Source organism: Streptomyces sp. NPDC051051, from assembly GCF_040682975.1.
Taxonomy (GTDB): domain Bacteria; phylum Actinomycetota; class Actinomycetes; order Streptomycetales; family Streptomycetaceae; genus Streptomyces.
Genome location: NZ_JBFBCB010000026.1, coordinates 17,318 through 32,305, shown reverse-complemented (window position 1 = coordinate 32,305; position 14,988 = coordinate 17,318). Strand labels below are relative to the sequence as shown.

Genomic DNA, 14,988 nt, shown 5'->3' with positions numbered 1-14,988 from the left:
GCTCAGCCGCGCAGATCCACCAGCAGCGGCGGCGCGTGCTCACCCCCGACGGTGGTCAGGGACAGCACCGCGTGCCCCGGCGGGACCTCGTGCGCCAGCTGCGACGCCGACCACCGCTCCCGCTCCACCTGGCGCACGGTCACCGCGTCCGTGGTCACGGCCTTGCCGGTGACCAGCTTCCGCAGGGCGTGCAGGGCCCGGGTCATCGGCTGGTCGGCGAAGACGGTGTGCTTGGCGACCTCCGTCGTCTCCACCCACTCGGTGCCCCAGGTCTGCGCGAACCGGCTGCCGTCCCAGGTGGTGATCCCGGAGAACGCCATCCGGCAGCCGACGGCCCCGTACAGCGGGCCGTGCAGGGCCTCCGGGACGTCGGCGACCGTGCGCAGCGACAGCAGCACGCCCGCGTTCTGCGAGCGCAGCCGCTGGATCCGGCGCACCGACCCGGCGGTCACCGCGCCCGTCGCGTCGTCCAGGACCAGGGCGGCGAAGTGCGTGCGCCCCGCCTCCCGCACGACCGTGTGGAACTGGGCGAGGACCAGCCGGGTGATCAGCCGGCCGGCCTCCTCGTGGCCGCGCTCCGGCAGGTCCACGCGCACCCGCAGCGGATGGTGGGCGACGGCCCGCAGGGAGAACGCCCGGTGCGCTCCGCCCGGTGCCCCGCCGGCACCGCCGTTCCCGCCGAGGAACCCGGTGAGGACCGGCCGGTTCAGCAGCGCCAGCCGGTCGGCGAGGGCCCGGCCCGGGTCGCCGGGCGCGTCCGCCTGCCGGACGCGCGCGTCCAGCTCGCGGCGCATGACCTCGTCCCCGGCCACGGCGTCGTGCAGCGCGGACAGCGCCGTCGGCTCGCCCTCCAGCAGCTCGCGCAGGACCGGCAGCGCGGGGAAGCGGCCGTGCACGGCCCGGTAGGGGCCGAGGAGCTGGGCGAGGGCGGTGGCCGCGCCCTGGGCGCTCACCGTGTCGAGGTCGCCGACCAGCGCCTCGGCGAGGACGGCGGCGGCCTCGTCGGCGTCGTCGGACTCGGCGTACGGGTCGAGGTCGTGCACCGACGCGGGGTCCCCGATCCGGACGATCACGTCGAAGGCGGAGTCGGAGGCGAGCGGGCTCCCCGCCGAGGAGACGGCGACCAGCGCGCACGACCCGGTGAGCGCCTGGAGGGCCAGCGCCTCGACGACCGGCTCCACCAGCGTCCGCGTCTTGCCCGAGCCGGACGGGCCGACCGCGAGCAGCGAGGTGCCCAGCACGTCCGGGCCGAGCGCGGCGCCCGCGTCGTGGTAGGCCGCGGGTGCGCGTTCGGCGGCCACCCACCGTCCGATGCGCACCTGGTGCGCGAGCAGGTCGTGGCGCCCGGTGCGCCGCGGCAGGTCGCGGGAGCCGGAGGGGTGGGTCCAGGCGGCCCCGGCCTGCCGCAGCACGGTCTCGCGGAAGTCCGGACGGCCCGTCGTCCACGCGCGGGTGACGCGTGCGCAGTCGACGTCGTTCATCCGCCCGGCCGTGACCTCGGCGGTCAGCACGTCGGCCGCCTCGTGCTGCCCGGCGTCCCGCAGCTCCGGCCACTCGGCACGCGGCCGCTCGACGGGAACGGGCGTCCGGGGACCGGCGGCCGCACGCCGGGCGGCGAGCCGTTCCCCCAGGTACGGCCACCAGCCGCCGACCAGCGCGAACGGCCACACCACGAGCAGGGTGATCACGGTGTACAGCGTGTCGGTGAACAGCTGGGAGGCGAACAGGTCGTAGCTGCCGGCGATCAGGGCGACCAGGGAGAACAGCGGGTCGACGACGGGCAGCGGGTCCCAGCCCACCCCCGGGAAGGCGCTCGGGAACACGAAGCTCAGCGCTACCAGGGCGCCCAGCAGCCCGAGCAGCGCCCGCGAGGGCTGCGGCCGACGGCCGACGAAGTGGCGTACGACGTCGGGCCAGCCGCCCAGCCGCCCCATGGCGTACACCAGGACGGCGAAGAAGACGCCGTCGTACACCACCCGGGCCTCGGCGCCCTCCATGGTCTTCGGCGAGGCGATCGTGCCGCCCCACCACCAGCCGTCCGGGGTGAACAGCCGCAACGGCGCGAACTGGTACGGCAGGCCGCCCCGGCGCCACAGCGACCACAGCACCAGCGCCACCACCAGCGGGATGAGCAGGCCGACGACGGTGACGGGCGCGAGCCGCTCGCTCGCCCGCGCGCCCTTCGGCAGCCGGTACCCGAACCGCCAGACGCCCGGCCGGGCGGCGGCACGGGGCTCGTTCAGCCACGCCGCGACCGCGGAGGACGCCCGGGCGCCCGGCCCGCCGGCGTGCGGCACCGACGGCTCACCGGCCGGCAGGGGCGGAGCACCGGCGGGCAGCGGCGGCGCCTCGCCCGGCCGGGGCGGCACACCGGGTGGGCCGGCGGGGCGCTCCGGCGGCACCGCCGGGCGCGGCACGGGATTCGCATGCGTGCCCCGCGCGTCCTGCGTCCCGTCGCTGTCCATCGCCCCTGCCCCCTGACCGGCCGCTCCGTCCACCATCGCCGAGTCAATCTAACGCCCCCGCCTGGGGAGTTCACCGCTTACGCGGCCGGGCGCCGACGGCGGACCCCGAGCGGCTATGTCCACGACGGACAACGGGCACCGCCGACAACGCCCACATGGAGCATGCCCGCACCCCCTTCCCCGGCCTAACCTGCGAGAAAAGGACCTGTGCGTCCGTGCAGACGGACCCCGGTACGCCCGGTACGCAAGATCATCAGGGAGCCCCCATGACCGCACTTCCGCAGGAGCGCCGCGTCGTCACCGCCATCCCCGGCCCGAAGTCGCAGGAGCTTCAGGCCCGCCGCGTCGCCACGGTCGCGCAGGGCGTGGGCTCTGTGCTGCCGGTGTTCACCGCGCGCGCGGGCGGCGGCATCATCGAGGACGTCGACGGCAACCGTCTGATCGACTTCGGCTCCGGTATCGCGGTGACCAGCGTCGGCGCCTCCGCCGAGGCCGTCGTACGCCGGGCCGCCGCGCAGCTCGCCGACTTCACCCACACCTGTTTCATGGTCACCCCCTACGAGGGCTACGTGGAGGTCGCCGAGGCCCTCGCGGAGCTGACCCCGGGCGACCACGCCAAGAAGTCCGCCCTGTTCAACAGCGGTGCCGAGGCCGTCGAGAACGCCGTCAAGATCGCCCGCGCCCACACCAAGCGCCAGGCGGTCGTCGTCTTCGACCACGGCTACCACGGCCGGACGAACCTGACGATGGCGCTGACGTCCAAGAACATGCCGTACAAGAACGGCTTCGGTCCGTTCGCGCCCGAGGTCTACCGGGTGCCGGTGGCCTACGGCTACCGCTGGCCGACCGGTGCCGAGAACGCCGGCCCCGAGGCCGCCGCGCAGGCCATCGACCAGATCTCCAAGCAGGTCGGCGCGGACAACGTGGCCGCGATCATCATCGAGCCGGTGCTCGGCGAGGGCGGTTTCATCGAGCCGGCGAAGGGCTTCCTGCCCGCGATCCGCCAGTTCGCCGCCGACAACGGCATCGTCTTCGTCGCCGACGAGATCCAGTCCGGCTTCTGCCGCACCGGCCAGTGGTTCGCCTGCGAGGACGAGGGCATCGTCCCCGACCTGATCACCACCGCCAAGGGCATCGCGGGCGGTCTGCCGCTCGCCGCCGTCACCGGCCGCGCCGAGATCATGGACGCCGCCCACGCGGGCGGCCTCGGCGGCACCTACGGCGGCAACCCGGTCGCCTGCGCCGGCGCGCTCGGCTCCATCGAGACGATGAAGGAGCTGGACCTCAACGCGAGGGCGAAGCGGATCGAGGAGGTCATGAAGGGCCGCCTGACCGCCATGCAGGAGAAGTTCGACATCATCGGCGACGTGCGCGGCCGCGGCGCGATGATCGCCGTCGAGCTGGTCAAGGACCGCACGACGAAGGAGCCGAACCCCGAGGCGACCGCCGCGCTCGCCAAGGCCTGCCACCAGGAGGGCCTGCTGGTCCTGACCTGTGGCACCTACGGCAACGTGCTGCGCTTCCTGCCGCCGCTGGTGATCGGCGAGGACCTGCTGAACGAGGGCCTCGACATCATCGAGCAGGCCTTCGCCGGCGTCTGAGCGGGCCGTCGCCCCCGGTCCGGGAGGGTTGTCGCCCCCGGTCCGGGAGGGCCGTCGCCCGTGTCCGAGCGGGCCCTGTGCGTCCGGTCCGGGAGCCACGGAATTCCGGGCCGGGCAGAGCGTGTGAAGAAGGTGTGCGGGGTGGATGGCGGGAGGGGGATCCGTCTGTCGTCCCGCCGGTCCCTGCCGTAGGTTCTTCCCAGATGAGAGATACACCCCGCCCACAGGGGACTGTGGGCGAACCCAGGACGGGGCCTCCCCAGCTTCGACCTGGTCGTGCCTCGCGCACACGACCGGAGCTTCCCGCTCCGGATCTCCTCACCGATCGGACGGCCGCCCGCCCCAGACCCCCCGGGGCGCGCGGCATCCCGATCCGGACGGCCGCCCCGCAACCATCCCCCCGGTTCCGGGGCGGCCGACCTCCTTCTCGGACAGAGGCTTCTCGCGAACAGGCCACTGCCTGCGGACCCCGGTTCACGCCGGGGTCTTCTTTTTCGACCACATGCGATACGGTACGTCTCGTCTCGCGCCGTGCCAGGAGGCTCTCATGCACCGCTACGTCGACGCCGCCCCCGGCATCCGCCTCCGGGTGGAGGAACGCGGCCCCGCCGACGCGCCCCCGCTGCTGCTGATCATGGGCGCCCAGGCGCCCGGGGCCGGCTGGCCCGACCCGTTCGTGGACCTGCTCGCCGCCCACCACCGCGTCATCCGCTACGACCACCGCGACACCGGCCGCTCCACGTGGGCGTTCGACGAGCACCCGTATCCGATCACCGTGCTCGCGGACGACGCCGTGACGCTCCTCGACGCCCTCGATGTCCACCGGGCCCATGTCGTCGGCCTCTCCCTGGGCGGGATGCTCGCCCAACTGCTGCTCGCCGACCACCCCGACCGGCTGCACACCGCGACCCTGATGGGCACCCAGGCGCTCAGCTCCACGCCGTACGTACGGCCGGACGGCGTGGCGGTGCCCGTCGAGGAGCTGCCCGGGGTCGACCCGCGGGTGCTGGAGCTGTGGGCCCGGCCCGTGCCGCCCGACCTGTCCCTGGAGGCCGAGCTGGACCGGAGGGTCGAGCACTGGCGGTTGCTGAGCGGTGACGTCCTTCCCTTCGACGCCGCCCGTACCCGTGCTTTCGAGCGCGGGGTCATCGAACACACCGGGCATCACCGCACCAACACCGCGCACGGCCGGGCCGACGCCTCCGGCATGGACCGCACCGAGCAACTCGCCCGCGCCGAGGTGCCCACCCTGGTGGTCTCCGCCCCGGCCGAGCCGGTCTTCCCGCCACCGCACCCGCAGCACCTCGCCCAGGTGATCCGGGGCGCCCGCCTCGTGGAGATCCCCGGTATGGGACACGCCCTGCCGCCCGCGGTGCACGCCCCGCTGGCCGCCGCGGTCCTGGAACACACCCGTTCCTGACAAGCTGGGGCCCATGTCGACCCGCTCCCAGCCGGAGGCCGAGGGCGCCGCTGCGCCACCGGCCCCCGGACGCGCCGCCCGGGGCACGCTGCTGTTCGGTCTGCCCGCGCTGCTGCTCGCCCTGATCACCTGGCAGGTCGCCGCCGAGGGGCCCCTGCTGGACCTGGACGCGCGCCTGAGCCGGGCTCTCGTGCACCCCGACCGGGGCGCCGAACTGCTGGCCGATCTGGGCGACGTGCAGGTCGCGGTGCCGGTGCTCGTGCTGGTCGCCGGGTACGCCGCCGGGCGGGCGCGGTCCGCGGGTGTGGTGCGGTGGTGGCTGCCCTTCCTCGCCGGGGCGGCGCTGATGGCGCTGGTGCCGCTGATCGTCGTACCGCTGAAGGAGTGGACGGACCGGCCGGGCACGCCCGCCGTGCCGCCGGCCACCGGGTACTACCCCTCCGGGCACACCGCGACGGCGGCCGTGGCCTACGGGGCGGCCGTGCTCGTCCTGCTGCCCCGGCTCGGCTCCCGACTCGCCCGCCGTACGGCCGTCGCCACGGCCCTCGTCCTGGTCGCGGCCGTCTCCTTCGGCCTGGTGCGGCGGGGCTACCACTGGCCCCTGGACGTGGTGGCGAGCTGGTGCCTGGGCGTGCTGCTGCTGGGGGCGCTGTGGCTGGTCCTGCGGCGGATCGGGCGGTGAGCCGCCGGGGGACCGTGGCCGGCTCGTGGCCGACCCCGCCAAAGCGGCGTACCCCCGGCCCCCACCACTACGAGTCGGACAAGCGACCCTCCGGCCCCGCACCCCTACCGTGGACCAGGAAAAGCCAGCACACCCCACTACGCGGAAGGGCCGGGACTCATATGCCCCAGGAAAAGAATGTGGGGGTCACCCACGCCTTCTGGCTCGCCGGCCGCCAGGTCACCGGCGAGGACAGCTTCGACGTCACCTCCCCGTGGGACGGCCGTCTCGTCGGCAGGGTCAGCGTGCCGACCGACGCGCAGGTCGAGGAGGCCGTGGCCGCCGCGTACGCCGTGCGGGACGAGTTCGCCGCCACCCCGGCGCACGTCCGTGCCGCCGCCCTCGACCACGTCAGCAAGCGGCTCGCCGAGCGCACCGAGGAGATCGCCCAGCTGATCTCCGGCGAGAACGGCAAGCCGATCAAGTGGGCGCGGGGCGAGGTCGGCCGGGCGGTGTCGGTGTTCCGGTTCGCCGCCGAGGAGGCCCGCCGGTTCAACGGCGGCGAGGCCCAGCGGCTCGACACCGACGCCGGCGGCCAGGGCCGGCTGGCCCTCACCCGGCGCTTCCCCAAGGGGGTCGTGCTCGGCATCGCGCCGTTCAACTTCCCGCTGAACCTGTGCGCCCACAAGGTCGCCCCGGCCGTCGCGGCCGGTGCGCCGATCATCCTGAAGCCGGCCCCGGCCACCCCGCTCTCCGGCCTGATCCTCGGTGAGCTGCTCGCCGAGACCGGCCTGCCCGCCGGCTCGTGGAGCATCCTGCCGGTCTCCAACGACCGCATGCCCGCCCTCGTCCAGGACGAGCGGCTGCCCGTGATCTCCTTCACCGGCTCCGAGAAGGTCGGCTACGCGATCATGGACTCGGTGCCGCGCAAGCACTGCACCCTGGAGCTGGGCGGCAACGGCGCGGCCGTCGTCCTCGGCGACTTCGCGAGCGACGCCGACCTCGACTGGGCCGCGACCCGCATCGCCACCTTCTCCAACTACCAGGGCGGCCAGTCCTGCATCTCGGTGCAGCGGGTCATCGCCGACGCCTCCGTGTACGACCGGCTGCTGCCGCGCATCGTCGCCGCCGTCGAGGCCCAGGTCACCGGTGACCCCTCCGACGACCGGACCGACGTCGGCCCGCTGGTCAGCGAGGACGCGGCCAAGCGCGTCGAGACCTGGGTCGACGAGGCGGTCGCGGCGGGCGCCGCCCTCCTCGCCGGCGGCAAGCGCGAGGGCGCCTCCTACGCGCCGACCGTCCTCACCGACGTACCGGCGGACACCACCCTCGCCTGCGAGGAGGTCTTCGGACCGGTCCTCACGGTGACGAAGGTGGACGGTGAGGCCGAGGCCTTCGCCGCCGTCAACGACTCCAAGTACGGCCTCCAGGCGGGCGTGTTCACGCACGACCTCCAGGCCGCCTTCCGTGCCCACCGGGCGCTGGAGGTCGGCGGCGTGATCATCGGCGACGTGCCCTCCTACCGTGCCGACCAGATGCCGTACGGCGGCGCCAAGCAGTCCGGCGTGGGCCGCGAGGGCGTGCGGTTCGCGATGGACGACTACACCTACGAGCGCGTGCTGGTCCTCACCGGTCTCGCTCTCTGACGTGCTCAGGAAGCTCTGACGTGCTCCGGAAGGGGCCCGGCACCGATCCCCGTCGGTGCCGGGCCCCTTCGTCGCGTCAGCCGTCCCCGGACCCTCGACCGGAGAAGCCGACGAGCGCGAGCCGCAGTGGGCCGCGCAGTTTGATGCGCAGGTCGTGGACGCCCTCGGCGGTGAAGGGGGCCTCCAGCGTGGTGTAGGCGTAGGGTCCCGCCGTGGGCGTGCCGAGGGTCAGGGTCACCGGCGGTCCGTCGGCCGACGCGATCTCCACCGTGCCCCCGCCCGCCACCTCCAGCGCGACCCCCGTGACACCGGCGCCGAAGTCGCAGGCCCGGTAGAGCAGTTCGGCCGTACCGCCCGCCGCGGGTGTCACCGCGTCGCCCGACACCTTCGTCCGGTCGACGATCTCCGCGCCGCCGTGCTCGTCGAAGTCGACGGCGGCCAGCCCGTCGCGCAGGACCGGACGGGGGGCGGCCGCGTCGCCGTCCAGCGTCACCGTCGTCCGCAGCCGCACGTCCTCGCTGGACGCACCGACCAGCAGGTCGTACGCCCCCGGTTCGCGGCGCCAGCCGCCCCGCGCCACGTCCCAGAACGCGAAGGCGGACAGCGCCACCTCGAAGGACAGTTCCGTCCGGGCGCCGGGCGCCAGCGTGACCCGGTGGTGGGCCAGCAGTTCACGCCGGGGACGGGGGACCGAGGGGTCCACCGCCCGTGCGTAGAGCTGGGCGACCTCGTCGGCGGTCACCTCGCCGGTGTTGGTCACCGTGAAGGACACCCGCACCGAGTCCTCCCCGACCCGCACCGTCAGGTCGGCGTACCCGAACGAGGCGTACGACAGGCCGTGCCCGAAGGGGAACAGCGGAGTGCCCTCGAAGTAGAGGTACGTCTGGCGGCCGCCGATCACGTCGTAGTCCAGCAGGTCGGGCAGGTCCGCGTCGCCGGCGTACCAGGTCTGCGGGAGCCGGCCGGCGGGGGAGACGTCACCGGCCAGCACCCGGGCCAGGGCGGTGCCCGCGGCCTGCCCGCCGTGCGCCGTCCACAGCACCGCGGACAGGTGCTCCGGCTCGATCGCGTACGGGTACGCCGACACCAGTGCCAGCACCGTCCGCGGGTTCGCGGTCCGGGCGGCCTCCAGCAGCCGTTCCTGCTGGCCGGGCAGCCGCAGGGTCGTACGGTCCTCGGTCTCGCGGCCGTTGATGTGCGGGTCGTTGCCCGCCACCACCACGACCACGTCCGCCCCGGCCGCCGCCCGCGCCACCGCCTCCGTGCCCCGCTCGGTGACGACCAGGCCGAACACCTCGGGATCCCCGTCGCCGACGTCGGCAACCTTCACGCCGTCGGCGGCGACCCGGACGTGGCGACCCGTGCCGAGATGCCGCAGGAGGTGACCGTCGCCATGGGGTTCCAGGCGGAACGTCTCCTGCACCACCCAGCCGCCGGGCTGCTCCGCGGAGGCGCGCAGGAAGCCGTCCTCGGCGACCGAGAGGTGGCGGCCGTCGGGGGCGCGCAGGGTGAGCACGTCCTCGCCCCAGTCGACCAGGGCGAACTCGGTGCCGTCGGGGCCGGTGGTGAGCGGGGGCAGGTCGGTGCGGCCCGCGAGCAGCGCCGGGTCGAGGGCGCCCTCGGCGCCGCGCGCCTCGTCGGGGGAGTCGGGGGCCGGCGGCACCTTGAGGAACGTTCCGGCGGCGGTCCGCAGCAGGACCCGGTCCACGCCCTCCGCGAACTCCACCCGCTCCGTGCCGAACCGCTCGTACAGCCCCTGCAGGGGGGTGGAGCGGTGGATCAGGGTGCCGCTGTACCAGTCGAGCTTGCACTCGTCGGCGAGCAGGCCGACCACCGCGATCCGGGTGTCCGCGGCCAGCGGCAGCACCCCGTCGTTGCGCAGCAGCACCACCGCCTGTTCGGCGGCCTCCCGGGCGAGGGCGCGGTGGGCCGGGGTGTCGAACGCGCCGGTGCCCGCGTGCGGGTCGTGGTGCGGGTCGAACTCGCCCAGCCGGAACCGCACCGAGAGCTGACGGCGGACCGCCGCGTCGATGTCCGCCTCGGTCAGCAGCCCCCGCTCGTACGCCCCCGTGACCCGCTCGACGATCTTCGAGCCGTCGGTGCCGTGGTCGGTGAAGCTGTCCACGCCGGCGGCCAGCGAGGCCGCCGTCGCCTCCTCGTGGGTGTCGAAGTAGTGCTCGGAGTCGACCAGGTTGGAGGGCGCGCCCGCGTCCGAGCAGACCAGCAGCTCCTGCTCGGTCCAGGACCGCAGCTGCTCGCGCAGGTACGGCGACACGTGGTTGGGACGCCCGTTGACCAGGTTGTACGCGGGCATCACCCCGGCCACCGCGCCCGCCTCGACCGTGTCGCGGAAGGCCCGCAGGTCGTACTCGTGCAGCACGCGCGGGCGGACCGAGGAGGACGTGACGTCCCGGCCGGTCTCGTTGTTGTGGGCCAGCCAGTGCTTGAGCACCGGGGCCGTGCGCCAGTAGGTCGGATGTTCGCCGCGCAGACCGTGCGTGTAGGCGGTGGCGATGGCGGAGGTGAGCCTCGGGTCCTCGGAGTAGCCCTCCTCGTTGCGGCCCCACAGGGGGTGGCGCAGCAGGTTCACCGTGGGGGCCCAGACGTTGAGGCCGACCCGCTCGTCGCGGGCGCGCATCGCGCGGACCTCCCTGGACACCGCCTCGCCCACCCGCCGCACCAGCTCCGGGTTCCAGGTCGCGCCCAGCCCCACGGCCTGCGGGAACACCGTCGCCGGGCCCATCCACGCCACCCCGTGCAGCGCCTCCTGGCCGGTGCGGAACGCCCCGACGCCGAGCCGTTCCACGGCGGGTGCGAACTGGTGCAGGAAGGAGATCTTCTCCTGGAGGGTCAGTCGCGACAGCAGATCGTCGATGCGCTTCGCGAACGGCAGGCGCGAATCGCGGAACGGCGGGGCGGGCGGCGTGGATGCGGTCACGTGGGGTTCCCTTTGCGGTGGAGCGGGAAGACGCTTTCGAAGCGCTTCGATGCTCATTCGGTCCTGGGGTGGGTGTCAAGAGACTCCACGGTAACGACGGGGACTCATGGTCGTCATTTCAAGCCGGGTATGAGCGTGGGGCAATCCCGAACAGGTCCGAGGAATCTTGGGAGCGACCCTTGTGCACCCCCATGCCTTCACTTAACCTCACTGCAACATCGAAGCGCTTCGACGATCCTTCGACAATGCGGAGCCACCGCCATCAGGCGGGCAGACCTCCGATGACCGGGGGCCGGGGCGCTTCAGCTCAGCCAGTTCCACTCGAGACACCGCAGCCGACGGCCACCGCCGGGTGTCCTGGTGCGCCATGAAGGGTTGACGCAATGACGCCGAACGCCGCTTCCTCCTCCGGTTCTTCCGGGCCCAGCCGGAGAAGCTTCCTCGCCTCCACGGCGGTCGCCACCGCAGCGGTGGCCGGAGGCATGCCGCTGCTCGCCGCCTGCGGCGGTTCGGAGAGCGGCTCGCGCGACGGCACCACCTCGGGCAAGGACGCCAAGAAGATCCTGCCGACCTTCGTCGCCGGCAGCGTGGTGACGCCCGACATCCCCTCCAAGAACGGCTCCTCGGTCGGCTTCACCTCCAAGCTCGACCTCGCGGGCCTGAAGACCTCGGTGCCGGAGAAGCTCGGCAAGGGCGGCAAGGTCACCGTGATGTCGCCGTTCTGGGGATCGCCGCCGAAGGGCGACAACCCCTACTACACGGCGATGAACGCCCTCACCGGCGTCGACGTCGTCTGGCAGAACCAGGACGGCAACACCTACGACCAGAAGCTCGGCGCCGTGCTCGCCTCCAGCGACGTGCCCGACGTCGTGGTCGTCCCCGGCTGGAACATGGGCGGCAAGATACCCAGCGCCATCCTCAGCAAGTTCGCCGACCTGGGCCCGTACCTGTCCGGCGACAAGGTCAAGGAGTACCCGAACCTCGCGGCGATCCCGACCGACGCCTGGCAGCGGTCGATCTTCGGCGGCAAGCTGCGCGGCCTGCCGATGCCGTCGTCGTACGTGACGAACATCGTGCCCTTCTACCGCAAGGACCTCTTCGACAAGGAGGGCTACGCGGTCCCGACGACGACGGACGAGTTCACCGCCCTCGCCAAGGAGATCACCAACGCCAAGGCCAAGGTGTGGGCCTGCGGCGACATGAAGTGGACGGCGTTCAACAGCTTCGGCGTGCCGTCCGGCGGGGAGAAGCCGCTCGGCTGGATCGTCCAGGACGGCAAGCTGGTCAACCGCATCGAGCTGGACGCCTACCTCGAGGCGCTGGAGTGGACCCGCAAGCTGTTCGCCGCCGGGTACGTGCACCCCGACTTCAAGCTGGGCAAGAGCCAGGCCGTCGACCCGAGCACCAAGTTCGCCGCCGGCGAGTTCCTCATCTACAACAACGACATCTCCAGCTGGTACGGGCAGCAGGCCTCGCAGGCCACCCAGAACCCCGGCTATCAGATCTGGGGCATGGACATCTTCGGCCACGGCGGCGCCGACCCGGTCATCTACGCGACCCAGCCCGCCAACATCTTCGCCTTCGTCAACAAGAAGGCCTCCGAGTCGGTCATCCGTGACGTGCTGGCCCTCGCCAACGTCACCGCCGCCCCTTACGGCACCAAGGAGTACATGCTCACCAACTACGGGGTGGAGGGCACGCACTACAGCGTCAAGGACGGGGTGCCCGTCAAGAACGACAAGGGCAACCAGGAGGTCCTCAACGCCTTCGTGATGGTCGCGAGCCCGGCCTCGACCATCGCCCACCCCGACTTCCCGGACATCGCCAAGGGCCAGGTCGAGTGGCAGCAGCGGATGGGCGCCTTCACCAGGAAGTCGGCCTTCTACGGCATGCAGATCACCGAGCCCAGCCGCTGGACCAGCCTGTCCAACGACTTCGAGCAGCTGGAGGACGACATCGTCCGCGGACGCAAGAAGATCGGCGACATGCAGGCGGCCGTCTCCGACTGGAAGAAGAAGGGCGGCGACCAGCTCCGCGACTGGTACCAGAAGCTGCTCGACGACAACGGCGCGGCGGCGAGCTGACCCGGAACCGAGGCAAGGAGAACGGCCGTGTCCCACAGCACGGTGCCTCGGAGCAGGCCCGAGGCAGACGAGACGGACAAGAGCCCGGCGGCGTCCGGCAAAGCCGCCGGTTCCGGGGAGGGCCGGTCCTCGGGCAGGCTGAGCCTGCGGACCAGGTTCCGGCGCGACCGCGTCCTGCTGCTGATGACGCTGCCGGCGGTCGTCCTGATCCTGGTCTTCAACTACGTGCCGATCCTCGGCAACGTGGTCGCCTTCCAGGACTACGACCCCTACATCAGCGACAACGGGGTCGTCTCCATCCTGCACAGCCCCTGGGTGGGCCTGGAGAACTTCCAGCGGCTCTTCGAGGACCCGGACTTCTGGGCGGCGGTCCGCAACACCCTCGTGCTGTTCTTCCTCCAGCTGGTGCTGTACTTCCCGATCCCGATCGGGCTCGCGCTGCTCATCAACAGCGTGGTCAGGCCCCGGGTGCGGGCGGTGTCGCAGGCGATCCTCTACCTGCCGCACTTCTTCTCGTGGGTGCTCGTCATCGCCGTGTTCCAGCAGCTGTTCGGCGGCGCGGGCATCCTCTCGCAGCTGCTGCGGCAGCACGGGTACGACGGCATCGACATCATGACGGACCCGGAGACCTTCAAGTTCCTCATCACCGCGCAGAGCGTCTGGAAGGACGCCGGCTGGGGCATCATCGTCTTCCTCGCCGCCCTGGCCTCGGTCAATCCGGACCTGTACGAGGCCGCCGCGATGGACGGCGCCAACCGGTGGCGCCGCATGTGGCACGTCACCCTGCCCGCCCTGCGGCCGGTCATCGCCCTGCTGCTGGTGCTCCGGGTCGGCGACGCCCTCACCGTCGGGTTCGAACAGATCCTGCTGCAACGTGACGCGGTGGGACCGGGGGCGTCGGAGGTCCTCGACACCTTCGTGTGGTGGAACGGCGTCCGCAACCAGGACTTCGGCTACGCGGCCGCCGCCGGCCTGATCAAGGGCGTCATCAGCCTCGGCCTCGTGCTCGTGGCGAACAAGGTGGCCCATCTCATGGGCGAGCAGGGGGTGTACAAGAAGTGAGCACCGTGACGGACAAGCCCGCGACCGGCGGGCCCGTGACCGACAAACCCGTGCGCGCACCGGGCCGGTGGGCCGCTCCGCCGCGGCCCGTGTGGGAGGAGGAGCCCAGCAGGGCCGGCCTCGCCGGCAAGGGCATCGCCCTGGGCTTCGCCTGCCTCGCCATCGTCTTCCCGCTGTGGATCGTCCTCGTCACCAGTCTGTCCTCGCGGAAGACCATCGACGAGGCCGGCGGCCTGGTGATGATCCCCAAGGAGATCACCTTCGTCGCCTACCGGGAACTCCTCAGCGGCGGCCAGGTCACCCGCGCCGCGGTCGTCAGCGTCCTGATCACCGTCGTCGGTACGGCGTTCTCGATGACGGTGTCCGTGCTGTGCGCCTACGGCCTGTCCCGCTCGGGGTCGCTCGCCCACCGCTGGATCCTGATGACCCTGCTGGCGACGATGTTCTTCAGCGCCGGACTGATCCCGACCTACCTGCTCGTGCAGTCCCTGGGCCTGACGGACACCTACCTCGCGCTGATCCTCCCCAGCGCGGTCAGCGTCTTCAACATCCTGGTCCTGCGCGGCTTCTTCATGGGCATCTCGCAGGAACTCGTCGACAGCGCGCGGATCGACGGGGCGGGGGACTTCCGCATCCTCTGGCAGATCGTCATGCCGCTGTCGCGGGCCGTCCTCGCGGTGATCACGCTGTTCTACGCCGTCGGCTACTGGAGCGCCTGGTTCAACGCCTCGCTCTACCTCAACGACCAGGACATGATGCCGCTCCAGAACGTCATGATCCAGCTGGTGCAGAAGCAGGAGGCGCCGGTCGGGATGGGGCAGGCCATCAAGACGGGCCAACTGTCGGCGCTGGCCGTGCAGATGGCGGTCATGGTGATGGCCCTGCTGCCGGTGGCGGTGCTGTCCCCGTTCGTCCAGAAACACTTCAGGAAGGGGATGCTGACGGGCGCCGTGAAGGGCTGAGGGCGGCTCCGCCGGCCGTACGGGTCACGGGGCCGTCCGCCGCCCGCGGCCCGTCGGTGGCCGGTCGCGCGGTTCCCCGCGCCCCTGGGCGAGTGCCCTCACCCGCCCCGTCGTCCAGTTCCGGACGCCTGTCGCAAGTCCCCACCCGC

Annotated in this window: 9 protein-coding genes; 7 read left to right on the top strand and 2 right to left on the bottom strand. The window is 72.5% G+C overall.

The window, feature by feature from the left end; genetic code table 11:
• Positions 1 to 2 precede the first annotated feature (2 nt).
• Positions 3 to 2,465: an ATP/GTP-binding protein gene (locus AB0N31_RS20510; RefSeq protein ID WP_366059799.1), complete on the bottom strand. Its 2,463-nt coding sequence runs from the start codon at positions 2,463 to 2,465 to the stop codon at positions 3 to 5.
• Positions 2,466 to 2,731: 266 nt separating this feature from the next.
• Between AB0N31_RS20510 and gabT the strand changes: the two genes are divergently transcribed.
• The 4 genes from gabT (at position 2,732) to AB0N31_RS20490 (ending at position 7,793) form a co-directional block, all read left to right on the top strand.
• Positions 2,732 to 4,066: a 4-aminobutyrate--2-oxoglutarate transaminase gene (gene gabT / locus AB0N31_RS20505; protein WP_366059798.1), complete on the top strand. Its 1,335-nt coding sequence runs from the start codon at positions 2,732 to 2,734 to the stop codon at positions 4,064 to 4,066.
• Positions 4,067 to 4,613: 547 nt separating this feature from the next.
• Complete coding sequence (locus tag AB0N31_RS20500; protein WP_366059797.1) at positions 4,614 to 5,486, top strand: alpha/beta hydrolase; 873 nt, start codon at positions 4,614 to 4,616, stop codon at positions 5,484 to 5,486.
• A 13-nt stretch (positions 5,487 to 5,499) separates the two neighbouring features.
• Positions 5,500 to 6,168 carry a phosphatase PAP2 family protein gene (locus AB0N31_RS20495; protein WP_366059796.1) on the top strand — a complete coding sequence of 223 codons (669 nt, stop codon included), beginning with the start codon at positions 5,500 to 5,502 and terminating at the stop codon, positions 6,166 to 6,168.
• A 179-nt stretch (positions 6,169 to 6,347) separates the two neighbouring features.
• Positions 6,348 to 7,793 (top strand): aldehyde dehydrogenase family protein, encoded by a 1,446-nt coding sequence (locus AB0N31_RS20490; protein WP_366059795.1) that lies wholly within the window; start codon positions 6,348 to 6,350, stop codon positions 7,791 to 7,793.
• Positions 7,794 to 7,869: 76 nt separating this feature from the next.
• Here the strand turns inward: AB0N31_RS20490 and AB0N31_RS20485 are convergent, their stop codons facing one another.
• Positions 7,870 to 10,731, bottom strand: coding sequence for a glycoside hydrolase family 3 C-terminal domain-containing protein (locus tag AB0N31_RS20485; RefSeq protein ID WP_366059794.1), 2,862 nt, complete (start codon positions 10,729 to 10,731; stop codon positions 7,870 to 7,872).
• A gap of 383 nt (positions 10,732 to 11,114) precedes the next feature.
• Between AB0N31_RS20485 and AB0N31_RS20480 the strand changes: the two genes are divergently transcribed.
• The 3 genes from AB0N31_RS20480 to AB0N31_RS20470 are packed head-to-tail and all read left to right on the top strand — an operon-like array spanning position 11,115 to position 14,839.
• Complete coding sequence (locus tag AB0N31_RS20480; protein WP_366059793.1) at positions 11,115 to 12,815, top strand: extracellular solute-binding protein; 1,701 nt, start codon at positions 11,115 to 11,117, stop codon at positions 12,813 to 12,815.
• Positions 12,816 to 12,842: 27 nt separating this feature from the next.
• Positions 12,843 to 13,877, top strand: a complete 1,035-nt coding sequence (locus AB0N31_RS20475; protein WP_366059792.1) for an ABC transporter permease subunit — start codon at positions 12,843 to 12,845, stop codon at positions 13,875 to 13,877.
• Between the two features lie 35 nt (positions 13,878 to 13,912).
• The gene (locus AB0N31_RS20470) at positions 13,913 to 14,839 is read left to right on the top strand and encodes a carbohydrate ABC transporter permease (protein WP_366059862.1); all 927 of its coding nucleotides are present in this window, start codon (positions 13,913 to 13,915) and stop codon (positions 14,837 to 14,839) included.
• The last annotated feature ends 149 nt before the right edge of the window (positions 14,840 to 14,988 follow it).